Origin of the sequence: Frankia casuarinae (assembly GCF_000013345.1) — a bacterium.
Classification (GTDB): Bacteria; Actinomycetota; Actinomycetes; order Frankiales; family Frankiaceae; genus Frankia; species Frankia casuarinae.
Genome location: NC_007777.1, coordinates 5,104,051 through 5,129,122, shown reverse-complemented (window position 1 = coordinate 5,129,122; position 25,072 = coordinate 5,104,051). Strand labels below are relative to the sequence as shown.

The window sequence follows — 25,072 nt, the reverse complement described above, 5'->3', positions numbered from 1 at the left end:
CGATGGTTGCCGGGACGGTCCCCACGCGCTCGAGTACGGTCATGCTCGCCTCCGCACCTGCGACCCGGCGTCAACCAGGGCTGGAAGCGAGACACCGCGCACGTCCAGCAGGTCACGCAGGATCGGCAGGCCCTCCGCCGGCGTCGGGTCGCAGGCGCGCAGGGCTGGCCCGTTCCGGGAAGGTGCGGCAGGAACGACCAGGGCCGGCACGACCTGAACCAGTCCGCTGTCCGTCTGGCGGAACACCCCGATCGCGCAGACCCGACGGCGGCCGTCGGCCTCCCGGCAAAGATGAACGGCGGTGTGGAGCGCTGCCGCGATATGGCTGTGGACCGCGGGGCGGGACAGCCCGGCAAGGGCGGCGAGAGCCTCCAGGCGGGTGGGCAGCGCACTGGTGTCGTTGGCGTGCACGGTGCTCAGCCCGCCCTCGTGACCGGTGTTGAGGGCGACGAGGAGATCGAGCACCTCGGGGCCGCGGACCTCGCCGAGCACCAGCCGATCCGGGCGCATGCGCAGCGCCTGGCGGACCAGATCGCGCTGGGTCACCTCGCCAGCGCCCTCGATGTTCGGCGGGCGGGCCTCGAGCCGCACCATCCCCGGACGGTCCATGACGAGCTCGGCGGTGTCCTCCACCAGCACGATCCGTTCGTCGGGGCGCACCGCTCCCAGTAGTGCGGCAAGCAGTGTGCTCTTGCCCGAGCCGGTGCCCCCGGTCACCACGATCGCAAGTCGGGCGCTCAGGACCGCGTGCAGCACGCCCGCCACCGCCGGGCTCATTGTTCCGGCGAGCACGAGTTCGTCGAAGGTGAAGGGGCGACGCCGGGTCCGTCGCAGCGACAGGCACGTACCCTGCACCGCGATCGGTGCCAGAACCGCGTGCAACCGGGTTCCGTCGCGCAGTTGCACGTCAGCGAAGGGCATCGCGGCGTCCAGGCGCCGCCCGGCCGTCGCGGCGAGACGAACGGCCAGGCGCCGCACCGCTTCCTCGTCCGCGAACGCGACCGAGGTACGGATGAGCCGGCCCCGGCGTTCCACCCAGACCTCACCGGGCCCGTTGACCAGGACATCGGTGACGTGCGGATCAGCGAGGAGGGGATCCAGCGGGCCGGCTCCGGGCGGCTCCGCGGGTGCGGTCACCGGTTCTGACGGTTCGAGCGGTTCTGACGGTTCGAGCGGTTCCGATGGAATTGCGGACGGCGGTGAAGATCGTGTGGAGACCGCGGGCCTCGCGGCCGCTCGGGCAGCCGGTGAGGCCGTGTGACCTGTGGCGGGGAATGGGGACCTGCGTCGCTCGCCGAGCCCGGTCATGACCAGGCCTCCGGATCGGGCCACACCCGTGGCCCGAGAACGCAGAGGCGGGTCAGCAGCTCCTCGCTGAGGCGATCGATGGTGTTCCTGTCGGCTGAGCCGCCGTAGCGGTCGCGAGTGGGAACCGAACGGTGCCGTCGGCTGCTGATCACCCCGGCCAGTGGCACGCCGAGCATCGTGGCGATTGCCTCCGGGGTGAGGCGGTCGGACGGGTGCAGCCGGACGACGGCGCGCACATCGGCGGACCGGCGGATGGCGGCCGAGCAGACACGTTCGGCCGCCACGATCGACGGCAGGTCCGCGGGCGTGACGATCAGCACCGTCTGGCAGGTCCGCAGGGCCACGGTGGTGCCCGCGTCGACTGCGGTGGCCGCCGGATTCCCTCGGCCGGGGAGATCCAGGATCACCAGGTCGGACGTGCAACGAGCGGTCGCGAGCAGGGTGGCCATCGTCGCCGGGGGAACGGCTGGGCTGACGGCGGGATCCCAGGACACCACGGAGAGGTCACCCCGGCGGGGCAGCCGGTCGGACCAGGCGATCGGTCCGACCGGGCCGCTCCCGTCCATCTGGTCATGCTGGTCGTGGCGCGTGGGAAACAGCGGCGCCAGACTGGAGGTCTCCCCGCCAGGGAAGGCACCGGACATGGACGGCACGAGGCGGGTGAAGGCGGGGGCGAGCCCGCCACCGTGCGGATCCGCGTCGATCAGCATCGTGCGCAGGTCGTGCCTCAGCCCGGCCAGGGCCAGCGAGACGGCCAAGGTGGAGGCTCCCGTCCCGCCGCGGCCGCCGATGATGCCCAGCGTCACCGAACGATGCCGATCGAGGCCGTCGAGATCGCTGAGGAGGTCGACCAGCCAGGGCTCGGCTTCGGGAAGGAAGACCACGTGATCGGCGCCGATGCGCACGGAGGCGTCCCACACCCGGCCGTCGTCGACGTGTCCCCCGACCAGGACTACATGCCGTCGATCGGGCAGCGTGGCCGCGATGCACGGCTCGACCTCGTCCATTCCGACGATGACCAGGGGAGCCGACGTCCAGTTGCGGCGCACCGCGCTCATCTCGGCGGCGACCGTCATCGACACACCGGCGGCCGCCGCAAGCCGCAACAGATCGTCGAGCAGGTCGGGAATGGCGGTGACGATGAGCGGGCGTACGACCGGACCGTGGTTCTCCGCGGCGGTCAGCAGGGGCGGAGCAGGGGACATGGCGGCCTCGTTCCCATCGGGGTCGGGGAAGACGTGGTCTCACCATGCGCCGGGACAGGCCCTGTGGATGACCGCCCTCCACAGGGCCTGAAGATGTTCTGATGGAGGTTTCGACCTGCCGAGACCTGCCGAGGCCGCAGGCCGGGAACGCGTGGCTGCCGCCCACGTGGCAGGAGGGGGCGGCAGCCCACGCAGGGGTCCGCACCGAGTGGTTCATACGGGCAGGTTCGTTGTGGTCCATCCCTGCAGCGGATCCGTCAGGTGCGTCAATCGCTCCGTAAGTGTGGATCAGGTTCGGGCGAGCGCCTCGCAGACGGCGAGGGACTCCCGCGCGGCGAGTTCCAGGGCCTTCGCGCAGTGCCGTACCCAGATGGCCACGCCGTCGGCGCCGCCACCGACATAGGCCGCGGCGGCCTCGCGGTACCCGGCGTAGGCGTCCCCGGCGTAGGCCTCTCCGGCGTAGGCCTCTCCGGCGTGGGCGTCCCCCGCGCGGTCCACCCGCAGGATGCTCGCCGGGTTCTGTCCCATCTCGAGATGTCCGACGTCGGTCGCCGTGAGTGCCTTGGGATCGAGGCCCCGGCCGATCAGGACCAGACGGGCGGCGGCCCGGGCGATGACCCCGTCGAGGGCGCCGAACGGTCGTAGGGCCAGCAGCTCCCCGTGCACCACGGCGGCCACCACGATCGCCGGCGCGCTCGTGGGCGCGACGAGGAGTCCGGTCAGGCCATCCAGCCGAACCGAGGTCTCCACCGAGTGGGGAGGCGGGCCCAACCGCAACGGGTCGAGGATCGCCCGGGTGCCGGCATCGGCCCGCGGACGACCGAGCTCGTCGTCCGGGACGAAACCCCGGCCCAGCAGCACGTGCATGCGGGCCAGGGCCTGTCGCGGTGCCCGCTCCCAGGCCGGAACCAGGATGCCCAGTTCGGCGTAGAGCCGAACCGTGCCGAGGACGACAGGTAACGGATGGCCGGATCCGGTCATGGCGGCGTCGTTCCGTGTACCGCGGTCGGTGACCGCTCCGGCCTTCGACGCGTCCGTTTCCTCCGGGCCGGGGAGCACGCCTTCGGGCCCGGACCGGGCCAGGTGCGCCCGCAACTCGTCCAGGCTGATCTCGTATCCCTCGAGGGCGGCGCAGGCGCGGGCGGCCCGCAACGATGCCTCCGCGGTCACCTCGGCGCTCTGGCGGCGCAGAACGCGGTGGCGCAGAAGCGTGTCCACCGCGGATCGGGCGCTGTCCGCGGCTTCACGCACCCCGGGCAGAGCGGCAACACGGGCGAGTGGATCGGCGGCGAGGATTGTTCCAGACGGGCGGAGACTCACAGCTCGCACGCTACCCGTCCGCGCCATGCGGGCTGGGCCATGCGGGCTGGGCCGTGCGGGGTCGGACCGTCCAGGCCAGGCGGGCCGGGCCAAGCGGGAAGACGGTGAGACCCGTAGGAGGAGTCACAGGTCTGAGCCGCGTCGTTGGGCCCCCAGGCGGCTCCGCGCGGGGGAGACTGCGTAGCGGGACCGGGGCGGCGGACCGCGTCATGATGGGGGGACGGTCGGCCGGGAGGGTATTGACGGTATGGACCGGAGGGGGCCGGGGCGGATGGCCTCCGGTGGGGCCTCCCGGTCCGCCGCCGGTTCGGACCCTGTCGGATCAGGGTGCATGTCGGATCAGGGTGCATGTCGGATCAGGGTGCATGTCGGATCAGGGTGCATGTCGGATCAGGGCGGTAGCGCGAACTGTCCCGCCGTCCAGCACGGGCGGGTCGCCGCCAGAGGGAGGACCAGAAGTGTCGATCGCAGCCGGGAAGGCTCGGGACGGCCGTGAGCCGACGCTGGGTGAGCTGGTGGCTCTGGCCACTCGCGATGTCTCGTTGTTGGTTCGTCAGGAGATCAACCTGGCCAAGGCCGAGCTTGCCCAGCAGGCGGTGTCGGCTGCGCTCGGAATCGGTTTTCTGGCGGTGGCGGCCGGCCTCGGGTTCTGCGCTCTGATCGCCGTCACGATCTTTCTGGGAGAGCTGTTCACCTGGGCCGGCATCGAGCGTTTCTGGTCCTATCTGCTGACGGCCGGTCTCTACCTCGTCGTCGCGGGGCTGCTGGCCCTGTTCGCGATGGCGCGGTTGCGCAAGCTCTCCCCGCCCGAGCGGACCATCCAGACCGTGCGCGACGACATCACCTGGCTACGTAATCCGACGACCGCCCCAGCCAGGTCAGCGGGTCCGGTCGGACCGGGAGACGCGGTCGAGTCGGCGGGTGCGGCCGCCCACCCGGGCCAGCGCGGGCACTGACGTCCTGTTCGGTGTTCGCCGGTACCCAAGCTGCAGGCGCGGTCGGCACAGGGTCTGGCGAGGGAGCCGGCGGCGGACGTTCGAGGGCCGGCGGCGGACCCCACGACCGGCTCGTCACGAGCACCGCCGGTCCGGGGCCGGGGGCTGGTCTGCCATCCTGGCAGGCGATGGAGGACACCGTTCCCGAGCCCGCCACCGTCCTGGTCGACGGGCCGTGGCGGCACCGTGACGTGTCTGCCAACGGTACCCGGCTGCACGTGGCGGAGTTGGGGAGCGGCCCGCTCGTCCTGCTGCTGCATGGCTTCCCGCAGTTCTGGTGGGCCTGGCGTCACCAACTCACCGCGCTGGCGGCGGCGGGCTACCGCGTCGTCGCGCCGGACCTGCGCGGCTACGGAGCGAGTGACAAGCCGCCTCGGGGCTATGACGCCTTCACCCTCTCCGATGACGTGGCCGGTCTGGTCAGAGCATTAGGGGAACCGGACGCCGCGGTCGTGGGCCACGACTGGGGTGGGCTGCTTGGCTGGACCACTGCGGTCCGTCATCCGATGGTGGTGCGTCGACTCGCGATCCTGGCCATGCCCCATCCGTTGCGGCTGCGGCACCAGATCGCGGCGGATCCTCGTGGTCAGGGTGTCGCCAGCCGGTACATGCTCGGTTTTCAGCTGCCGTGGCGGCCCGAACGGGTCCTGGTGGCCGAGGACGCCGCCCACGTCGCAACGCTGCTACGCGGCTGGGGAGGACCTGGGTATCCGGATGCCGAGGCCGAGCGGCGATATCGATCGGCGATGCGCGTTCCCGGGGTGGCGCACAGCTCCCTGGAGTACCACCGGTGGATCTTCCGGTCGTTATTCCGGCCCGATGGGGCGCGTTTCGGTAGTGTCCTCCGTCGGTCGCTGCGGATGGAGACCCTGCAGATACACGGGGAAATGGACCGTTGTTTCCTGCCGTCCACCGCCCAGGGCTCCGGGCGTTACGTCAGCGGCCCCTACACCTGGCGTCTGCTCGGTGAGATCGGGCACTTCCCGCATGAGGAGGCCCCCGACCTCGTCAACGCCGAACTGCTCGGCTGGCTTCGTCCCTGAGCGTCGCCCGGCCACCGGTGCGGGAGTACGGGAGGTCAGTCGCACCCCTGAGTGCTCACCTCCGCCGTGGCGATCACCCCGGCGGCGGCAGGCCTGGCCACTTCGGCGGCGCTCAGGGCGTAACCGGTGTCGCTGTCGTTGACGGCCGCGGCGAACACGACGCCCAGGACGTCTCCGCTTTCGGACAACAGGGGTCCACCGGAGTTTCCCGGCAACACCCGTCCACGGACCGCGTAGATGTCGCGCAGGACGAGGCCGTGCGAGTAGATGTCCGGGGCCTGGGCGGTCTGATGGTTGCGGACGCGCGCCGCCACAGTGGTGTATGGCCCGTCCTGGGGATAACCGGCGATCACTGCGGCGTCTTCGGCCGCGGCCGGTGGGTTTGTCCGGAACCGCAGCGGCGGCCGTTGCAGGTCCGGCACGCGGAGCACGGCGACGTCCCGGTCGGGGTCGAACAGGACGACCTCGGCAGGCAGGGTGCGCGAGGCCAGCACGACCACCGGACGGTGCACTCCGGCTACGACGTGCGCGTTGGTCATCACGCGCTGCGGGGCGATGACGAACCCGGATCCCTCGACCCGTTTATCGCAGGAGCTGGCGACGCCACGGATCTTCACGATGCTCGCCGCCGCGTTGCGGACCCCGGCAGTCCGGGTGGAAGCGGGATCGGGCGGATCGGCAGCGACGATGCGCCCGCCGCCGAGCCCGGCGAAGACCTCGGGGAAGCCGTTGTCGTCAGCCAGTTGGCGCAGGTCGGCGAATGCACTGCGGACCTCGTTGGGCATCCCGGCGTCCACGGTGGCGAGGATCCGCGATTCCCGGACCGAGTGGGCGAGGGACTCGAAGGGCGATCGATCGACGGCCGTCGCCAGCAGCCAGGCGACAAGAAGCACCGATAAGCCGGAGAGCACCGCACCCGCGGCGGCATCGACGGCCCTGCCGGGGCGCCAGGTCACCCGGTCCCGGCTGGCGACCCCGATCGCGGTGCCCGCGACCTGCCCGACCAGGGCGAGACCGAGCACGGCCAGGAGACCGACCATGGCGCCGTGGCTCTCCTGGCCGATCAGTTCGGCGAAGGGCTTCGCAACCTTGGCACCGAGCACACCACCGCCGAGGAAGCCGACGAACGACAGCGCGCCCACCAGGAAGCCCTGCCGGTACCCGGAGATCGCGAAGAGTACGACGAGCAGGAGAAGAACGATGTCCAGGACGTTGAGCACGGCGGGCGTCGGTTCGACTCAGAGGATCTTCAGTGTGGCTGTCATGTTGGGATGCAGAGTGCAGACCACCGGGTAGCTACCCGGTTCCGTCACGGAGAAGGTGATGCTCTGTGACTCTCCCGCGGAGACGATGCGCGTGTGTGCCTCGGGAATCCGCGGAATGACGAAGTTGTGCGGCGGGGACTGCGGCGCGACCGAGAAGTCGACGCGGATCCGCCCCGGCCTGGCCACCAGTTCCATCGCGGAGAAGTGCAGGTTCGGCAGGCCCGTGACGGCGAAGATCTGCAGGCCGCCCGCTCCCTCGGTGGGAGTGAGGGAGGGCCCCGTCGACGTGCCGTCCTTGCCCGAGCCTCCGCAACCCGCGGCGCCCAGGAACAGACCGAGTGCCAGCCCGAGGGCTACCGTGAGCCGGCCCAGCCGGGTTGTCCGCCTGGTCCAGCCCGTCCGGTCCATCCAGGCCACCCGAGCGGGCGGGTGCTGGATACCATCCGGCCGTCGTGACCGCCCCTGCCGGGAGGAGTGGATGGACGGTCGCGGTCCCGCATGGTCACGGTCCGCGGTGCTGGTCATCAGCTGTGCCTCTCGTCGCAGGGCGATGCCGGTGCCGCCGGCGGGCTGGACTTGTCCAGTGGCGGGGACTTGTCCAGTGGACCGGACTGTAGCGGTGGGTGGGACGGTGCCGGTGGGTGGGACGGTGCCGGTGGGTGGGACGGTGCCGGTGGGTGGGACGGTGCCGGTGGGCTGGTCGTCTGTGCGGGCACGACCGGGGTCCCGCTGGTCGTGGCCCGCGCGACCGGGTAGTCGATGAGCTCGGTGTCGTTCCACGGCCGTTCCCACTCGCCGAGACGGAGAAGAACATCGAGGATGCCCGCGGTGAAGCCCCACACCAGCATGCCGCGGACCCGGAAGGCGGGTCCGGCGAGGCCGGTGCGGTGGCGCAGCATGACCCGGTTGGCCGGGTCGGCCAGCTCCGCGAGTGGCACCCGGGCGACCGACGACGTCTCGGCGGGATCGACGGGTACGACCGCGCACGGAGTATGCCACCAGCCGATCACCGGGGTCACGAGATAACGACTGGCGTGCAGGTAGAGCGGGGATGCGACGGCGAGCACCTCGACCCCCGCGGGGTCGAGCCCTACCTCCTCCTCGGCTTCGCGTAGCGCCGTGTGCACCCGCGACTCGTCTGTCGCGTCGGTGGCGCCACCGGGGAACGCGGGCTGGCTGGCATGGCTGCGCAGCTCGGCCGCCCGTTCGAGCAGGAGGATGTCCGGCCCCTCCGGGCCATCATCGCCGAACAGGATGAGTACGGCGGCCGGTCGAGCATCCGCGCCTGCATGACCCGGATGGGTCCGGCTGGTCACGAGGGCCTGCCCGGCCTTCTCCGCCAGAGCGCGCAGCCAGGCCGGGGGCGGGGGGACGGTAGTCCCGTCGGTGTCGAAGGCGCCGTCGGCGTTGGCTGGCAGCTCGGTCATCGCAGGGTTTCGACGTCGCTGCGTGTTCCCCGGACCAGCCGGGCCGCCTCGGCAGGCTCGGTGGGGCCGAGCCCGAAGGACGGGCACAGCCGGGCCAGCCCGCAGGCGCCGCAGGCCGGGCGGCGCGAGTGACAGATCCGTCGCCCATGAAAGATCATGCGATCGGAGGCGATGGTCCAGTCCCGCTGTTCGATGAGCGCCGCCAGGTCCGACTCGACCTTGACGGGGTCGGTCTGAGTGGTCAGCCCAAAGCGGCGGGACAGCCGCCCGACGTGGGTGTCGACGGTGATTCCGGGCATGTCGAACGCATGCCCGAGCACGACGTTCGCCGTCTTGCGACCGACGCCCGGCAAGGTCACCAGGGCCGCCAGCGACCGTGGAACCTCACCGTCGAAGCGTTCGGTCAGGGCCGCGCCGATGCCGATCAGCGAGTTCGCCTTGGCACGGAAGAACCCGGTCGGCCGCAGCATGTCCTCGAGTTCGGCGCGGTCCGCGCCCGCATAGCCAGCTGCGGTCCGATAACGGGCGAACACTCCGGGAGTGACCTCGTTGACCTTCTTGTCGGTGCACTAGGCCGACAAGACGGTGGCAACCAGCAGTTCGAGAGCGTTGTCGAAGTGCAACGCGATGCGGGCGTCGGGATGGATATCGCCCAGCAGACGCACTATCCGGCGAGCCCGCCGGGTCTTCGCGAGCGGGGTCTCGGCCGCGGCGTCGACGGTTGCGGGCATGTCTGGCAGCGTATCTGCCGGTCGATCCGCCCGTCCGGCGCCGCGGCCGGGTGGTCCGAACGGGCCCCGGCCAGGTGGCCAATGCGCGACACACCCACCCCCGGTCGCATGCGATGGTCGCCGGTCGGCCACCATGGAGAGGTCATGTTTGTCATTGCCGCGGTCACCTTTCCCCTGCTGCTTCTCGGCCTTCTGCTGGCGATGGAACGGGTGGAACGTCCGTTGAATGCCGCCGACACCGGTAAGGGCCTCGAGGGCTTCCTCGACAACGCCCGGCCGGACGAGGTCAGCACCTTCGTCAATCAGGGCCTCCCCGCCGCGTTGGAGCGCTACCGGCGGCGCCTGCGCCGACCGCCGCCGGGCAAGCATCGAGCCGCCTGACCGCGCGGGGCTAGGCCGTGTCGATCGGCCCGTCGGGTCCGGGTCGGGCCGTGTCGATCGGCCCGTCGGAGCCCTGTCGATCGGCCTGTCGGGGCCATCTGGGGGTCCCTGGCCGTGCTCTCTGCCGATAGTCCTGGCATGCTCAGGACCGTGGAGGATCTGCTTGCCCGTGTACCACTGTTCGTAGGGCTGTCCGAGCAGGACCGAATGGCCCTCTCCGACCATCTTGATCGGCAGGATGTCACCCGTGGGGACGTGCTGTTCCGTGAAGGAGATGTCGGGGACCGGGTCTTCATCGTCCTGTCCGGAAAGGTGAAGATAGGACGTCAGTCGGCCGACGGCCGGGAGAACCTGCTGTCCGTGATGGGTCCCGGAGACTTGTTCGGGGAGCTGTCGTTGTTCGACCCCGGCCCACGCACGGCTACCGCTACGGCAGTCACGGATGCATCGTTGCTGTTGCTGGAACATACCGCGTTGCGTCCCTGGCTGCGATCACGCCCGGAGGCGGGCGCGATGCTCCTGCGGGAGCTGGCCCGCCGGTTGCGGCGTACCAACGACAACGTTGCCGACATGGTGTTCACGGATGTGCCGGGGCGAGTGGCGAAAGCCCTCCTCGACTTGGCGGAACGCTTCGGCGAGCCGGCACAGCCCGGCAACGAGGCCGCCGGTGTCCGTGTCGAGCACGGACTCACGCAGGAGGAACTGGCCCAGCTGGTGGGCGCGTCCCGGGAGACGGTGAACAAGGCGCTCGCCGACTTCGCCACCCGGGGCTGGCTGCGCCTGGACTCCCGCGCGGTCGTGCTGCTCGATCGCGAACGCCTCTCCCGCCGCGCACGCTGAGACCGGCGACCGGCGACCGGCGACCGGCTCGAGGTCCCGCCGGGGCCTCGAGCGCCGGTTGACGCGCGCAAGGCCCGGCCACGGGAGGTGACCGCTCCAGCGGTTCATCCGGCCGTCCCGGCCAGGCCCGCGGGAGTGATGGTCGCGCCGTCGGCGGCCCCGCTGACCGGCAGTCTCGCCAGCAGCCTGCGGGTCTGCGGCGCCTCGCTGACAGCCCCCGTGGCGGTCGCGGCCGCCAGCGCCCGCAGATAGGCGGCACGACCGCCTTCCAGATCGCCGTTGGCCACCAGCGCGGTGCCGAGCGCGCGGTAACCGAGCACCTGGGCGCGTACGTCCTCGGCATCCACGTTGACCGCGCGCCGGGCCACGGTGAGAGCCTGGGTGGGCTGCCCGGCATCCAACAGGATGCCGGCGAGATGGGCGTACGCCTGCCGGCGGGGGAACATCAGGGTTGCCGGTTCGCTTGCCGACAACGCCTCCCGCAACAGCTCGGTCGCCTCATCGAGCCGCCCGCGGGCCCGGGCGATCTGCGCGACCAGTACCTTTGCCCCGAGCTGGGCATGCGGGCGCAGCTCCAGCTGCGCGAGGTCCGCCTGCGCGATCTCGGCGGCCTGCCCAGCCTTGTCCACTTCGCCGGCGTCGAGCCAGGTCAGCCCGAGCAGCACCCGGGCCAGCGCGCCGACGACGACGTGCCCGCGGGCGGCCGCCTCGGCACACGCCTGTTCCAGGTACTCCGCCCCGCGGGCCGATTCGCCGGTGCCACGGGCCGCCAGCCCACGGGCGACCAGGGTCAGCATTGTTCCCCACGCGTCGCCGATGCTGGTGAACAGCTCAGCGGCCCGCTCCGCGTGGGTCTCGGCGGTGGCGATGTCGCCCAGCTCGGCGGCCGCTATCGCGTCGATGGTGAGGCAGACGGCCATCCCCCACTGCTCGCCCACGGAACTGGCTAGCTCGATCAGTTCGCGGGTGAGTTTGCGGGCCCGGGTGAGCTGCCCGGACAGCAGCAGCACCAGCGCCTCCGTGCCCCGGCACCAGCCGAGGCCGCCGGTGTCCTCGAGCCGGTCGAACACCGCGGACGCCTCGCGCAGCGTCCGCTCGGCGCGGGGATAGTCCCCCCGGGTGGTGGCGCTCCAGGCCAGGTGCTGCAACGCCCAACCGACCCCGCGGGGATCGTCGACCTGGCGGGCGATCGCGAGGGCCTCGCGGTAGCGCTCCTCCGCCGCGTCGATACGGCCAGCGTTGTATTCGAGCATGCCCAGCCGGCGCAACGCGGCGGCCTCCGCACGGTCGTCACCGGCCTGTTGGGCCGATTCCAGGGCGGTGAGCAGGCACTGCGCCGCCTCCTCGGCGCGTCCCTGCTTCTGGCGCAGCTCGCCGAGCACGGAGAAGGCGGCGGCCCGCCGGACGGGTGCGTCGGCGCGTAGCGCGGGGCGTAGCGTGCGTTCGGCCTCATCGAGCTGGCGCAGCGCGACCAGGGCCTCGGCGTGCAGCACCCGCACGACGTTGTCCTCGTTCGTGTCGATGATGCCGCGGCCCAGACGGCGCGCGTTGGCCAGCAGGTCGGCGGCAGCTCGATGATCGTCTCGGGCTAGCGCCTCGCGCGCCAGCCGGACATGTGCGTGGAACCCGGACATCCGGGATGACCAGGCTGGATCGGTGATGGGAAGGTTCATCGATGCGGCCAGGTCATAGGCCCGCAGGGCGTGGTTCGCAACGAAGGTGGAGACGGCCCGCGAGCTGCCGACCATCGCTGTCACCCCCCAGCGCGCCGCCGTGGCATGCCGACGGGCCCGCTCGACCTTGGGTAGCCCGGCGTAGGCGGCGTCGCGGGCCATGGGATGGACGAACCGCCACCTCGTCTCCGTCGCCCGGGGCGGCCGGACGAGCTGGCGCTCGGTCAGTACCCGCAGCGCGCGGGTGACCTCCTCGGCGGGCCGTTCGTCGACCACCGGCAGCGCCTCGGCGGGAAACCGCGGGCCGAGCACCGCCGCCGCGCGCAGTACCGCCTTGGCCACCGGGTCGAGATCGTCGATGCGGGCGGCCAACACCGACTGCACCCCGGCGGGAAGAGTCGCCTCCGTCAGGGAGCCCTCGAGGACCCAGCCCGGCCACTCCCCATTGGTCGTCTCGGCCGACTGGTGCAGCATTCCGCGGTCGATCAGCAGGTTGAGCAGCTCCACCAGGAAGAAGGGGTTGCCATGCACCCGGGAGAGCAGATCGGCCCGGCCGCGGGGCTCCAGCTGCACCCCGCCGAGATGATCCTGCAACAGGCGGCTGGAGGCCTCGAGGCTCAGCGGTCGCAGGGCGATGCGATGGATGTGGGGCAGTCCGGCGAGCCGTGGACCCGTCCGGTCCAGCAGCACAAGCAGAATCGGCCCGGACAACGCCGAGGCCAGCCGGCTCATCGCGTCGCTGAGCTGGCTGGTCGCCCATTCCAGATCGTCGATCATGACCAGGATGGGCCCGGAGGACGCGAGCGCGCCGAGGAGCAGGGCGACCGCGTCCACCGTCGCGTCGACGGACCGCTGTTCGGCCTCCGCGATGTGCGAGGCCCGGGCTGCCGGATCCCCCGGAGCCGCCGCGGTGGCGACGGCGGGCCGCCGGTCGAGCGGAACGCCGAGCAGCAGCAGCAGCCGGTCGGCGATGCCGGGTGGCAGCCGGGCACCGCTGTGCGGATGCGCCAGCCCCGCCACAGTTCGCCGGACGCGGTTGGCCACCCGGTCGAGAGAGTCACCGTCGGTCACCCCGCACGCGTTGCGAACGACGTCGACCAGGGGCGCCAGCCCGCGGCCGTCACCGTGCCGGACCGTCCGTCCCCAGAGCACCGTCGTGCCGGGGGTCCGCTCCGCCCGACAGGCGAGCTCGATGGCCAAGCGGGTCTTGCCGATCCCGGCCTCCCCGGTGATCAGTGCCACCTCGGGTGACTGGTTGGCGACGACCAGGTCGAACAGATCGGTCAGCGAGGCGAGCTCGGCGTCCCGGCCGAGGAACATGGCGTCGTCGGCGAGTCCGGGGCGGGCGACGTTCGACGGGCGCAGGCTCACCAGCTCATAGGCTGGGACGGGCTCCCGCTTGCCCTTGAGGACCAGGTCGGGCAGCTCTCGCCAGGTGGCCACGGACCGGGTGGCGAGCGCGGTCTCCCGACCGGCGTAGACGGTGCCGATCGTGGCCGCGGCCGACAATCGGGCGGCGGTGTTCACGGTATCGCCGATCACGGTGTAGGAGAGCGCGGCCTGCACCCCCGCGAGGACCTCGCCGGTGTTGACGCCCACCCGCAGGCCGAGCCGGCCGTCATCGTCACCCCCCGTGGAGGTGAGCACCAGCCGACGAACGGTCTCCTGCATCGCGGCGGCGGCCCGAACGGCACGTTCAGGGTCGTCCTCATGGGCGGTGGGAGCCCCGAAGACGGCCATGATGCCGTCACCGGTAAGGTTGTCGACGCGGCCGCCGACCTCGTCGATCTCGTGGGCGAGGGCGGCGAGGACCCGATCGGTCATCTCCCCGACGCGTTCCGGATCGCGATCCTCCGCCCAGGCGGTGAAGTCGGACAGATCACCGAACAGAACGGTGACGACCCGGCGCTCGGAAGCATCCACCGCGGGACTCTCGACCGAGGTGAACTCCAAGCCGCAGTGGTAGCAGAATCGTCCGCCCGGAACGGCCGCCGAGCTGCACCGGGGGCACCGTAGCGGGCCCGTGTGCGGAGCTGTGATCACCATGGCTGGGGCCTCCCGTCCGGGTGGCCGGTGGGTAGGGGGCCGGACCGGTCGCCCGGTTTTCGGCTGGTCGAAATCGTCATCCTGCGCACGGGCGGTTCCCTCCGTGCCAGAGTTTAGTGGCCTGGGTCTCCTTCCTCGAATCCCGTCTTGTCGGATGACCGACCGCAGCCGCGTCGATGCTGCTGCGATACCGCTGCGTGATATCGGCCCGGTATCTCTTAGTGGCCTCCCGGAACCTCTCGGTGGCGTGAGGCGGCCGTCCGGCTACCGCTGCCACGGACGTGCCGCTCGCCATCGGCTGGTCGACTGGGCTGATCAGGCGCCGTCGGGATGCTCCCGCAGATAGGTCAGCTGGGCGCGGACCGACAGTTCCGCCGCGAACCACAGGGCGCGGTCGACGTCCGCGTAGACCCGGCGGACCACGTCGGCCGCGTCCGCCTCCGCGGCGTCGACCCCGGCGTCCACCAGAGCACGCCGCACCTGGTCGAGCCGGTTGTGGCGGTGAGCCAGATAGCGCTCGGCCGCGCGGCCAGCCGCGGGCAGTTCGGGGCCGTGGCCGGGCAGCACGGTGGTCTCGCCGAGTTCCCGCAGCAGCCGCAGGCTGTCCAGGTAGTCACCGAGACGGCCGTCCGGGTGAGCGACCACGGTACTGCCACGCCCGAGAATCGTGTCTCCGGTCAGCACCGCCGGACCGGGCGGGAGGTCGCCGGAGGTCGGGCCCGACTCCGCCCGGTCCCGGCAATCCGCGGAGTGCTTGTCTTCCCCGAGCGGCTTGTCTTCCCCGAGTAGAAGGAACGACAACGAGTCGGCGGTGTGCCCCGGGGTGGGGAGGACCCGGAGCTCGACGCCGGCCGTGGCGATCACATCGCCGGCCGTGAGCCCCTCCGATCCCAGCCGGAAGACGGGGTCGAGCGCCCGGACCGGGGCGCCGGTGAGATCGTGCAACGTGGCCGCGCCGGCACTGTGGTCGACATGGCCGTGGGTCAGCAGAATCAGATCGACGCGGCCGGCCGCCGCGACCGTCGCCAGATGTCCGGCGTGGTCCGGGCCGGGGTCCACGACCACACACCCCTCCTCGCCGGCGGCGCGCAGGATCCAGGTGTTGGTGCCGTCGAGCGTCATCGGGCCCGGATTCGGAGCGAGAAGCACGGCGGCCAGGGGAGTGATCTGTCGGGGCACGGCCATGGCTATTGCCACGCCGGGTCGGCGGGGCCCGCATCCCGCAGGTCGTCATGGTTTCCCGGGTCGTCGTACGCCTCGTCATGCGGCAGCAGGAGGCGTGCTTCGCCGCCGCTGACCAGAATCCTCGGCATGATCGGCGACAGGTCGCGGGCGTGGGCGGCGGCCAGCACCGCCGCGACGTCGGCGTATTCGGATAGTTCGGCGAGGGTGAACGCGGTGGGTGGCAGCATGTCCATGGTCCCGGCCCTATGGCGTTCGAGGGCGTCCGCAGGGCGTATCCACTGCATCCGGTCCGCCTCGCTGGAGGGTTGGCCGGGATGCTGGCCGGTGGGAAGTGCCGCGACGAAGAACCTGGTGTCGTACCGTTGCGGCTCGATCTCGGGCGTCACCCATCTGGCCCAGGGCGCGAGGAGATCGGCCCGCAGCACGAGGGAGTATTTGCGGAGCAGGGCGCTCAGGCCGAGCTCGTGCCGTTCCAGTGCGAGGCGCTCGGCGGCCCGGACCTGATCGCTGAGCGCCTCCGGGCCGCCGCCGAGCCTGCCGTCCTCGCCCGCCACCGCGCCGGCCAGCAGGATCCCGCACTCCTCGAAGGTCTCCCGTACGGCCGCACAGACGAGCGCGCGGGCGAGTGCGGGATCGGCGTCGAGCGCGTGCATGACCTCGGCGACCGATGGGCCCGCCCAGGGCACGTCTGGCCCCATATCGGCCGGATCTACTCGTCCACCTGGGAATGCGTACATCCCACCGGCGAATGCCATGGTCGCCGCCCGGCGCAGCAGGTAGGCCTCGATCCCCTGGTTACCCGGCGCGTCGCGCAGCAGCACGACCGTCGAGGCGTCGCGCACCGCTGCGGGCGGCGCGGACGGATGGCGCGCCGTCACCCCGTCGCGGCGGCCTCCGTCGGCCGGGGACCAGCGCAGCCGAGCGATCAGGGCAGCCTTGTGGTCGACCATTGCCCAGATGCTAGAGCCGTTGGTGGCGAGGCGGGGTTTGTTTGTCCTGTTGGCCGCGGCGCGCCGCCGCAACCCCGAGGCCGGCACCGGCGGGACTGGCCTACCCCCCGAGCACCAGTTCGATCTCGACCGGTGCGCCCAGCGGCAGCGCCGAGACGCCGACGGCCGAGCGGGCATGCTGACCGGCCTCGCCGAAGACCGCTGCGAGCAGCTCACTCGCCCCGTTGACGACCGTTGGCTGGCCAGTGAAGCCGGGGGCGCTCGCGACGAATCCAACCACCTTGATGATCCGGGTGATCCCGTCGAGTCCGCCGGCCACCGACGACGCCGCCGCCAGCGCGTTGAGCGCGGCCGTCCGGGCGAGCTCCGCGGCCTGCTCGACGGTTACCTCGGCGCCCGCGCCCACCAGGCCGGTTCGGGCCAGCCGGCCGTCCACCAGCGGAAGCTGACCGGCCGTCCAGATCAGGCTGCCCGCCCGGACCGCGGGGAGGTAGGCGCCGGCCGGGGTCGGGACCGGCGGCAGCGTCAGGCCCAGCGCCGCCAGGCGTTCGCTCGGTGCGGCCATGTCAGGACTGACTCCTGGGACGCTTGAAGTAGGCGACGAGGCTCTCGGGGTTGGGACCGGGAACGATCTGGACCAGCTCCCAGCCGTCCTCACCCCAGTTGTCGAGAATCTGCTTGGTGGCGTGGATCAGTACCGGCGCCGTCACGTACTCCCACTTCGTCTGCATGACACCGGACCTTAGAGCATCGCGCCGACGGTTCCGGACACCCGTGTCACCGGGCCCGAGCCTTCGCCGCCGCATCGTTCCGGTCACCTCTCCCCACATCCCCTACCTTGGCTCGCCCCGCGGTGCGCCGCGGGTTTTCTCCCGGCTCACCACCGTGGTGGGGACCGTGCACGCGGGTACGGTCAAGCTTGTGAACGGCGAGAACACCGTGACCGACAGCGAGAACGCTGTGATCGACAGCGAGAACACCGTGATCAAGGAAGCGAGCGGCGAGGTGGCCGGTCCGTGGGACCGGCGGTTGCACATCGTCACCGGCAAGGGCGGGACCGGCAAGACGACCGTGGCCGGCGCGCTGGCCGTGGCGCTTGCGAGCGGTGGTCGTCGAGTCCTGCTCACCGAGGTCGAGGGTCGGCAGCAGATCGCGCAGCTGTTCGACACCCCTCCGTTGCCCTACCGGGAGCGCAAGGTGGCCAGCGCCCCCGGCGGCGGGGAGGTGTTCGCGTTGGCGATCGACGCGGATGAGGCCCTGCTGGAGTATCTGGAGATGTTCTACAACCTGCGGCGGGCCGGGAGGGCCCTGGACAGGATCGGCGCGGTGGACTTCGCCACGACCATCGCTCCCGGGGTTCGCGACGTGCTGCTCACCGGCAAGGTCAAGGAGGCGGTCAACCGGCCCGACGCCACCCGCCCGGGAGGGCTGGCCTACGACGCGGTGGTGCTCGACGCGCCGCCCACCGGCCGGATCACCCGGTTTCTCAATGTCACCGCGGAGGTGGCGGGGCTGGCCAAGGTCGGGCCGATCCGGGCCCAGGCCGACAGCGTGATGGCCGTGCTGGCGCCCGATCGGGCCGCCGTGCATCTGGTCACCCTCCTCGAGGAGATGCCGGTGCAGGAGACGGTGGACGGCGTGGCCGAGCTGACCCGCGCCGGCCTGCCGCTCGGCGGTGTGGTGGTCAACATGACCCGCCCACCCCTGCTGCGCGCGAAGGAGTCCCGTCTGGCCCGGCGCGGGGAGCTGGACCGGGAGGAGATTGCCGCCGGGATCAAGGAGGCTGGGATGGAGCCCACCCCTGAGCTGGTCGAGGCGCTGGCCTGGGAGGCGGCCCAGCACGCCGATCGCGTCGCGCTGGAGGCGGCTGAGCGTGCGGAGATTGCCGGGCTGGGTCGTCCCGTGTATGAGGTGCCGCTGGTCGCGGATGGCGTCGACCTCGGCACCGTCTACCGGTTCGCGGAGATGCTGCGGGCGCAGCAGATGGTGGCATGAGCCCCGCGCGCCCGTCACCCGGTGCACCACGGCGGGAACCCGGGGCACCGTCCGCCGGGCGGCGAAGGCCGGCAGCGGGGAGCGTCCGGCAGTCGGCGGCGCGTCGCGGCGGGCCGGGAGCGCGCCGGACGCGTCCGCATCCGGCCGGCGTGCCACTGCTCGACGTCGACGCGATGCTCGACACGGAACGGATCGTGGTCTGCTGTGGCTCGGGTGGGGTCGGCAAGACGACCATGGCCGCGGCGCTCGCGCTGCGGGCGGCCGAGCGCGGGCGCAACGTCGTCGTCCTGACGATCGACCCGGCGCGGCGACTCGCCCAGGCCCTGGGCCTGACCGCGCTCGACAACACCCCACGCGAGGTGGCCGGGGTCGACGGTGCCGCCGGTGGTCGTCTCGACGCGATGATGCTGGACATGAAGCGGACGTTCGACGAGATCGTCCTGGCGCACAGCACCTCCGAGCGGGCCGAGGCCCTCCTTGCCAACCCCTTCTACCAGTCGCTGTCGTCCTCCTTCGCCGGCACCCAGGAGTACATGGCGATGGAGAAGCTCGGCCAGCTCGACGCCACCGGCACGTGGGATCTGATCGTGGTCGATACGCCCCCGACCCGGTCGGCGCTGGACTTCCTCGATGCTCCGACGAGGCTCGGGGCCTTCCTCGATGGAAGGCTGCTACGACTGTTGCTCGCGCCGGCGAAGGCCGGCGGGCGGGCGTACGTGAAGGTGCTCGGCGCCGGCCTCGGCGTGTTCACCCGAGTCCTCACCAAGGTGCTCGGCGCCCAGCTGCTGACCGACGTCAGCCAGTTCGTGGCGGCGCTGGAGACGATGTTCGGTGGCTTCCGGGCGCGGGCGGAGGAGACCTACCGCCTGCTCGGCGATCCCGGCACCTCGTTCATCGTGGTCGCCGCACCCGAGGCCGCGGCGCTACGGGAGGCGTCCTACTTCGTCGATCGGCTCGATGCGGAGGGGATGCCCCTCGCCGGACTGGTCGTGAACCGGATGCACCACAGCGATGCCGAGGCGCTCAACATCGAGCGCAGCCTTGCCGCCGCCGAGAACCTCGAGGAGCACGGGGAGCATCCGCTTGCCGCCGCGGTGCTGCGCATCCACGCCGATCGGGTCCGGTTGGCGAGCCGGGAGGCGCGGCTGCGGGAGCGGTTCACCAGCGCCCACCCCGACACCCCGATAGTGGAGGTGGAGGCGTTGTCGGAAGACGTGCACGATCTCGTCGGACTGCGGGAGATCGGCGATGCGCTCGCGCGTGACGAACGGCTGGATCGGACCGCTTGATCAGCTTGATCGGCGAGCCCGGTTCATCCGGGTGAGAGAACGCGGTCGACAGCGGATGTGCGTGATCCCGGACCGGGACGACGTTGTCCTCGGGCGGGGGATAGCCGGCGAAGGATCCGATCGGCCTTGGGGACTGGTCGGACCACCGCTGAATCAGCCGGCGGAGGCCGATCTGTGGTCGGCCTGGGCGTCCGTGAGCAGCTTCCGCCAGGACGTGACGTCTGGGCGGCGACGTAGCAGCGCGCGACGTTCCCGTTCGGTCATGCCCCCCCAGACGCCGAACTCGACGTGGTTGTCGAGAGCGTCCGCGAGGCACTCGGTGCGGACAGCGCAGCCGAAGCACCGGGTCTTCACCCGGTTCTGGGCGGCGCCCTGGACGAACAGCTCATCCGGGTCGAGGTCGCGACAGGCGGCGTGAGCCGTCCAGTCGCCGTCGACGGCGGAACCCACGAGATGGGTCGTGTTGGCACGGCGTGGCGTGCTGACGGTGGAGGTCAGGCTTCTGGTCATGCCACCTGCCTTTCTTCTCGAGTCCGGGTCAGGGGGCCCGTGCGGGTGGTGACGTGGCGTTGACCCGAAACCGTACGGAGTGGCGTGGCCACGGCACAGACCCCACACGGGTGGTTGTCCAAATGACTAGTCCGGGCCATTGATCCGGATCGCCATGGTAGTGCGGTCTGTGACCTCCGTATGTCTGTTGCGTGACAATGAGGTATCGACTCAGAGATAATGTAGGTTTTTCATCGCTTCGTTTCCGTTTTGACGAGATTGCCCTAATGTGGGGCCGGAATTGAGATGACGCCCGAAAGTGGAGGTATGGAGCGTGGGCGGCGGGGCAGCGGGTGTGGAGGTTGTCACGGTCGTCCGGGGCGCGCCCGGGACCGGCAGGGTCGCCGGCCGGGGCTGGAACTGCGGCGTCCCAGCTCACGGCATTATCGGCTGCGATGGGCCGCCGCCTTGTGGCGTTCGTGGAAATCGGGGCGGCGGGGGTGGCGCTTGTTGATCAAATGTTGGCCCGTATGCTCCGACGGGTGTCCCAGCCTGGCTGGACGGAGGTCCCTGGATGACCACGCCCCCTGGGCACCCCACGCCCGGTCGTGGGCGGTTCGAGGATTCCGCCCGCGACCGTGTACCGGGGCGCCCGTACGGGCCTGACGAACTCCGCTTCGGCGACGTCGACCGGCCTGAGCCTCGTCCCATCGCATCATCGGCCCGCCGGCTGGGGTTCGTGGCCACGCGGCTGCTCGGCGCCGGCGTGATCAGCGTGGTGGCGGGGGTGCTCGTCGGCATGCTGGCCCTGCCGGTGGTGGGAGCGGCCGGACTGACCGTCAAGGGCGGCGCGGACGACTTCCTCGACCTGCCGGCCAACCTGACGGTCCCCCCGCTGGCCCAGGCGTCGCGCGTCCTCGACGCGCGGGGGAACGTCCTCGCCGTGCTGCGCGGGGAGCAGGACCGTGAGGTCGTGTCCTTGGGCCGGGTTCCGCCGGTGATGCGTCAGGCGATCATCGACATCGAGGATTCCCGGTTCTACGAGCACGACGGGCTGGATTACAAGGGTCTCGTCCGGGCGTATCTCACCAACCGGGAGAACGGCGAGGTCACCCAGGGCGGCTCGACCCTGACCCAGCAGTACGTCAAGAACGTTCTTCTGATGTCCGCGACGACGGCTGAGGCGAAGAAGGCCGCGACCGAGCAGACCGTCCAGCGCAAGCTTCGGGAGGCGCGTTATGCGCTGTACCTCGAAGCCCATCTGAGCAAGGACGAGATTCTCGAGCGTTATCTCAACATCGCCTACTTCGGCGATGGTGCGTACGGGGTCCAGGTAGCCGCGCGGCACTACTTCAACGTCGACGTCGACAAGCTCACCCTGCCGCAGGCCGCGCTGCTGGCCGGCCTGGTGAAAAACCCGAACGCCTTCAACCCGGCGATACATCCGCAGGCGGCACGGGAACGGCGCAACGTAGTCCTCGACCGCATGTTCGAACTTCATCACATCGACGCGGCGGCCTTTCATCAGGCGCACGATGGCGAGGTGGTGCTCAACCGGCAGCCCCACTCGGCCGATCCCTGCGCCGACTCGACCGCGCCGTTCTTCTGCGCCCTCGTGCGCCAGCGGCTGCTGAACGACAGATCCTTCGCCCCGACGGAGGAGGACGCGCGCAGACTACTGTTCGAGGGCGGCCTCACGATCAGAACGACGCTGGACCCGGTGGCGCAACAGGCGGCGCAGTCGGCCGCGACCGAGGTCATCCCGATCGGGAACCGGGTGGCGGCGAGCGTCGCGATGGTGCAGCCGAACACCGGCCAGGTGCTCGCCCTGGCGATCAACCGGGTCTACGGACCGACGGCGGACGGACAGCCCGCCGCCCTGTCCACGGACTTCGTCCACACCAAGGAGATTTATCCCGTCGACGAGGACTCGTTCTCCCCGGGATCGACCTACAAGGTGTTCACTCTGATCTCCGCGCTCGAATCGGGACTACCGCTTTCCACGACGCTGCACGCCCCCCTCTGCTACCACTCGAACGTCTTCCCGAACCCGGATCCCCAGGGCAAGAACTGCTACGGAAACGCCGATCCCAGCGAGGACGGTTTCTACTCGTTGACGACCGCAACCTGGTCATCGGTCAACACCTACTACATCCAGCTCGCCGAGAAGCTGGGCGTGCTGAAGACGGCCGAGGTGGCCCGCCGTATGGGCGTCACCTCGTGCCGGATCCGGCAGCACAACAACAACGATCCCGAATGCAGGGGGGTGGACGGGATCACCCGGGTCGACGGCTCCTCCATCCTCGGATCCAACGAGATCAGCACCCTCGATCTGGCGACCGCCTACGCGACGTTGGCCGCGCGGGGCAGGAAGTGCGACGCGCGGGCCGTGCTCGCGATCACCCAGCGGGTGGGCGGGACGGACCGGCCGCTTCCCTTCGACACCGGCGCTCCCTGCCAGCAGGCGCTCGACCCGAAGATTGCGGACAAGGTCAGCGCCGTGCTGCAGGGGGTTATCAACCACGGGACGGCCAGCGGGAACGGGCAGATCGGCCGGCCGGCCGCCGGCAAGACCGGCACCGCGGAGGGGTTCAGCACCGCCTCCTTCGCGGGTTACATCCCCCAGCTCGCCGCGGCGGTGACCCTCGCGGACCCGCGCGGACCGACGTCGCATCCCCTGATTAATGTGAAGGGTCGCAACGTCTTCGGTGGCGGATATCCCGCCCAGGTGTGGTCCCGCACGATGATCCGGACGATCGCCGGTCTCGGACTACCGGTCGAACCGCTGCCGACCCCGGACGACACCCAACCCGAGGTGCCGACGAAGGCACTGCCGGACGTGGTCGGGCAGCCGCAGCAGGTCGCCGAGCAGACGCTCGTCCAGCTGGGCTTCCATGTCAGGTCGCAGCCGGTCCCGCATCCGGCGCCCCCCGGCACCGTCGTGGCGATGTCGCCCGCCCCGGGCAGCGAGGTCTCGCTCAACACCGAGGTCACCCTGCAGATCTCCGGGGGGCTGACCGGCACGGCCGTCCTGCCGGGTGGATCGACGCTACCCGGCTTCGGAGCGCTCGCCCAGCCGAATGACGGCCAACCGGCCGGGGGCGGCCAGCCGGGCACGGATCTGCGTCGGCAGCTGAACGCTTCAGGCGGCTCGGGGCCGTTGGACGGGACGGATGGCCGGGGCCAGGGCGGGCGCCGGCGGCGCTGACCGGCCCACGCGGGCCACGCGGCTCGTTCAGCCGCCCGCCAACCGGGCCTTCACGAGTGCGGCGACCCGGCCGCCGTCGGCCCGGCCGCCGACCGCGGCCTGCACGGACTTCATGGCGGGACCGATCGCTCGTGGACCGCTGACATCCAGACCCGCGAGTACCTGGTCGATGATCGTGGCCAGTTCGTCGTCGCCGAGCTGCTTCGGCAGGTACTCCTCGAGCACCTCGCCCTCGGCCCGCTCTCGGTCCGCCTGGTCGCCGCGACCGGCCGCGGCGTAGGCGTCGGCCGCCTCCCGGCGCTTCTTCACCTCGCGGGTCAGGACCTTCGAGACCTCCGGGTCGTCGAGGACCCGCGCGGAGCTGCCGGCCACCTCCGCATCCTTCACCGCGGCCAGGGCCAGCCGCAGAGTGGACGTCCGCAGCTCGTCACGGGACTTCATCGCGACGGTCAAATCGGCGCGCAGACGTTCCTTGAGGGTGCTCATAACCACCGGAGCCTATGGTCTGCGGGCAGGGTGGTCACGCCGGTTCCGTCGGCGGGGCGCCCGGTGGTGCGCGGCGCCCGGTGGTGCGCGGCGCGGCGCGCGGAACCGGGCCGGGTGGCGGCAGGTCCCCGCCCGCGGTGGGTGAGACTGGGACGATGAACGCACGTCACACAGCGGCGAGGACTCTCGTGGGTGTCGCGGCGGTGGGGGCGCTCGTGTCGGCCTACGGCGGGTTGTACGAGCGCACGGCGTACACCCTGCGGAGGGTGCGGATCCCGGTGCTGTTGGCCGGCGCGCGCCCCCTGCGCGTGCTGCACATCTCCGACCTGCACGTCACCCCCCGTCAGTACGGCAAGCTCGCCTGGTTGGGGGACCTGGCCCGGCTCGTCCCCGACCTGGTCGCCCTGACCGGTGACGTGCTGTCTGCGGCCGATGCCCGGGATCCCCTGCTCGCCGCGCTGGAGCCGCTCTACTCGTTTCCCGGGGTCTTCGTACCGGGGAACAACGACTACTTCGTCCCGACCCTGAAGAGCCCGCACCGCTACCTCCGGCGGGGCGACGAGGCCCATCCCAGGGGCGCTCCGCTGGACTGGGCGGCTTTCGCCGGTGGTCTCGCCGCCGCCAGCGGGTGGACCGAGCTGACCAACGTGCGGGCGGTCATCGAGGTCGGCGGTCGCCGGATCGACCTGCGTGGCGTGGACGACGCCCGGCTGCGCCGCGACCAGCTCGCGGTCGTGACCGGCCCCCCGGAGCCCGGCGTTGAGCTCGCGTTGGGACTGTCGCACACCCCGGAACCGCGGGTCCTCGACGCGTTCACAGCGGACGGGGTGGGGCTCACCCTTTCGGGGCACACGCACGGGGGTCAGATCCGGCTGCCCCGGGTCGGGGCGCTCGTGACCAACTGCGGGCTGGACCGGGCCCGGGTTCGCGGGCTGTCCCGTCACGAGGTCGACGGGCGGTCGTCCTGGCTGCACGTGTCGTCCGGGCTGGGCACGTCCCCGTTCGCGCCGCTGCGCCTCGGCTGCCGGCCGGAGGCGACCCTGCTCACCCTGGTGCCGGCCGGCGACCCCACCCCGTCGGACCACTGAGCCGTCGGGTATGCTTCATCTCGGTCGCGGGGTGTGGCGCAGCTTGGTAGCGCGCTTCGTTCGGGACGAAGAGGTCGTGGGTTCGAATCCCGCCACCCCGACCCAGGTCAGGGTCATGATCCGCAAGTTTGGATCATACCCCTGACGC

The 25,072-nt window shown here is 71.2% G+C and carries 21 protein-coding genes, 1 tRNA gene and 1 pseudogene; 9 read left to right on the top strand and 14 right to left on the bottom strand.

The annotated features are described in order from the left end of the window. Positions 1-39: 39 nt before the first annotated feature. The 3 genes from FRANCCI3_RS21720 to FRANCCI3_RS21710 all read right to left on the bottom strand — a co-directional run bounded on the left by FRANCCI3_RS21720 (position 40) and on the right by FRANCCI3_RS21710 (position 3,860). Positions 40-1,308, bottom strand: a complete 1,269-nt coding sequence (locus tag FRANCCI3_RS21720; RefSeq protein ID WP_011438651.1) for a TadA family conjugal transfer-associated ATPase — start codon at positions 1,306-1,308, stop codon at positions 40-42. Beyond that, positions 1,305-2,513, bottom strand: coding sequence for a septum site-determining protein Ssd (gene ssd, locus FRANCCI3_RS21715; RefSeq protein WP_011438650.1), 1,209 nt, complete (start codon positions 2,511-2,513; stop codon positions 1,305-1,307). The genes FRANCCI3_RS21720 and ssd overlap by 4 nt, the downstream gene beginning before the upstream one ends. Positions 2,514-2,801: 288 nt before the next feature. Then, entirely contained in the window at positions 2,802-3,860 is a 1,059-nt protein-coding gene (locus tag FRANCCI3_RS21710) for a hypothetical protein (protein WP_035729189.1), read from the bottom strand. 431 nt (positions 3,861-4,291) lie between these two features. On the opposite strand from FRANCCI3_RS21710, the gene FRANCCI3_RS21705 reads away from it, so the two are divergent. Continuing rightward, positions 4,292-4,789 carry a phage holin family protein gene (locus tag FRANCCI3_RS21705; RefSeq protein ID WP_023840723.1) on the top strand — a complete coding sequence of 166 codons (498 nt, stop codon included), beginning with the start codon at positions 4,292-4,294 and terminating at the stop codon, positions 4,787-4,789. Positions 4,790-4,956: 167 nt separating this feature from the next. Next, positions 4,957-5,871 (top strand): alpha/beta fold hydrolase, encoded by a 915-nt coding sequence (locus FRANCCI3_RS21700; RefSeq protein WP_011438647.1) that lies wholly within the window; start codon positions 4,957-4,959, stop codon positions 5,869-5,871. Between the two features lie 35 nt (positions 5,872-5,906). Here the strand turns inward: FRANCCI3_RS21700 and FRANCCI3_RS21695 are convergent, their stop codons facing one another. From FRANCCI3_RS21695 to nth, 4 genes and pseudogenes are all read right to left on the bottom strand, one after another. After that, positions 5,907-7,091, bottom strand: coding sequence for a MarP family serine protease (locus tag FRANCCI3_RS21695; RefSeq protein WP_011438646.1), 1,185 nt, complete (start codon positions 7,089-7,091; stop codon positions 5,907-5,909). Positions 7,092-7,109: 18 nt separating this feature from the next. Beyond that, entirely contained in the window at positions 7,110-7,661 is a 552-nt protein-coding gene (locus FRANCCI3_RS21690) for a hypothetical protein (protein WP_023840722.1), read from the bottom strand. After that, positions 7,661-8,563, bottom strand: coding sequence for an NUDIX hydrolase (locus FRANCCI3_RS23720; RefSeq protein WP_011438644.1), 903 nt, complete (start codon positions 8,561-8,563; stop codon positions 7,661-7,663). The genes FRANCCI3_RS21690 and FRANCCI3_RS23720 overlap by 1 nt, the downstream gene beginning before the upstream one ends. Further along, a pseudogene (nth, locus tag FRANCCI3_RS21680) lies at positions 8,560-9,294 on the bottom strand (endonuclease III). The gene FRANCCI3_RS23720 and the pseudogene nth overlap by 4 nt, the downstream one beginning before the upstream one ends. A 144-nt stretch (positions 9,295-9,438) precedes the next feature. On the opposite strand from nth, the gene FRANCCI3_RS21675 reads away from it, so the two are divergent. Together FRANCCI3_RS21675 and FRANCCI3_RS21670 are read left to right on the top strand one after the other, a co-directional pair. Next, positions 9,439-9,675, top strand: coding sequence for a hypothetical protein (locus tag FRANCCI3_RS21675; RefSeq protein WP_023840719.1), 237 nt, complete (start codon positions 9,439-9,441; stop codon positions 9,673-9,675). A 150-nt stretch (positions 9,676-9,825) separates the two neighbouring features. Further along, positions 9,826-10,515, top strand: a complete 690-nt coding sequence (locus FRANCCI3_RS21670) for a Crp/Fnr family transcriptional regulator (protein ID WP_035729396.1) — start codon at positions 9,826-9,828, stop codon at positions 10,513-10,515. 104 nt (positions 10,516-10,619) lie between these two features. On the opposite strand, the gene FRANCCI3_RS21665 is transcribed toward FRANCCI3_RS21670, so the two are convergent. From FRANCCI3_RS21665 to FRANCCI3_RS25440, 5 genes are all read right to left on the bottom strand, one after another. After that, entirely contained in the window at positions 10,620-14,111 is a 3,492-nt protein-coding gene (locus tag FRANCCI3_RS21665) for a tetratricopeptide repeat protein (RefSeq protein WP_373420607.1), read from the bottom strand. A gap of 438 nt (positions 14,112-14,549) precedes the next feature. Next, complete coding sequence (locus tag FRANCCI3_RS21660) at positions 14,550-15,419, bottom strand: MBL fold metallo-hydrolase (protein ID WP_011438638.1); 870 nt, start codon at positions 15,417-15,419, stop codon at positions 14,550-14,552. A gap of 2 nt (positions 15,420-15,421) precedes the next feature. Further along, positions 15,422-16,369 (bottom strand): NUDIX hydrolase, encoded by a 948-nt coding sequence (locus tag FRANCCI3_RS21655; protein WP_011438637.1) that lies wholly within the window; start codon positions 16,367-16,369, stop codon positions 15,422-15,424. 100 nt (positions 16,370-16,469) lie between these two features. Then, positions 16,470-16,934 (bottom strand): RidA family protein, encoded by a 465-nt coding sequence (locus FRANCCI3_RS21650; RefSeq protein WP_011438636.1) that lies wholly within the window; start codon positions 16,932-16,934, stop codon positions 16,470-16,472. Position 16,935: 1 nt separating this feature from the next. After that, positions 16,936-17,100: a DUF4177 domain-containing protein gene (locus FRANCCI3_RS25440; RefSeq protein WP_023840716.1), complete on the bottom strand. Its 165-nt coding sequence runs from the start codon at positions 17,098-17,100 to the stop codon at positions 16,936-16,938. 232 nt (positions 17,101-17,332) lie between these two features. Here FRANCCI3_RS25440 and FRANCCI3_RS21645 point away from each other — a divergent pair, with 232 nt between their 5' ends. Continuing rightward, positions 17,333-18,364, top strand: a complete 1,032-nt coding sequence (locus FRANCCI3_RS21645; protein ID WP_369807779.1) for an ArsA-related P-loop ATPase — start codon at positions 17,333-17,335, stop codon at positions 18,362-18,364. Next, positions 18,361-19,653, top strand: coding sequence for an ArsA family ATPase (locus FRANCCI3_RS21640; protein WP_011438633.1), 1,293 nt, complete (start codon positions 18,361-18,363; stop codon positions 19,651-19,653). Before FRANCCI3_RS21645 ends, FRANCCI3_RS21640 begins: the two co-directional genes overlap by 4 nt. A 153-nt stretch (positions 19,654-19,806) precedes the next feature. Here the strand turns inward: FRANCCI3_RS21640 and FRANCCI3_RS21635 are convergent, their stop codons facing one another. Continuing rightward, a complete protein-coding gene (locus FRANCCI3_RS21635) occupies positions 19,807-20,163 on the bottom strand; it encodes a WhiB family transcriptional regulator (RefSeq protein WP_011438632.1) in 357 nt (118 codons plus the stop codon). Between the two features lie 553 nt (positions 20,164-20,716). Here FRANCCI3_RS21635 and FRANCCI3_RS21630 point away from each other — a divergent pair. Continuing rightward, positions 20,717-23,350, top strand: a complete 2,634-nt coding sequence (locus tag FRANCCI3_RS21630) for a penicillin-binding protein (protein WP_011438631.1) — start codon at positions 20,717-20,719, stop codon at positions 23,348-23,350. Positions 23,351-23,377: 27 nt separating this feature from the next. Here the strand turns inward: FRANCCI3_RS21630 and FRANCCI3_RS21625 are convergent, their stop codons facing one another. Beyond that, a complete protein-coding gene (locus tag FRANCCI3_RS21625) occupies positions 23,378-23,836 on the bottom strand; it encodes a GatB/YqeY domain-containing protein (RefSeq protein ID WP_011438630.1) in 459 nt (152 codons plus the stop codon). 155 nt (positions 23,837-23,991) lie between these two features. On the opposite strand from FRANCCI3_RS21625, the gene FRANCCI3_RS21620 reads away from it, so the two are divergent. Both FRANCCI3_RS21620 and FRANCCI3_RS21615 read left to right on the top strand, forming a co-directional pair. Continuing rightward, entirely contained in the window at positions 23,992-24,924 is a 933-nt protein-coding gene (locus tag FRANCCI3_RS21620; protein WP_011438629.1) for a metallophosphoesterase, read from the top strand. A gap of 27 nt (positions 24,925-24,951) precedes the next feature. Further along, positions 24,952-25,025: transfer RNA gene (locus FRANCCI3_RS21615), tRNA-Pro, on the top strand. The last annotated feature ends 47 nt before the right edge of the window (positions 25,026-25,072 follow it).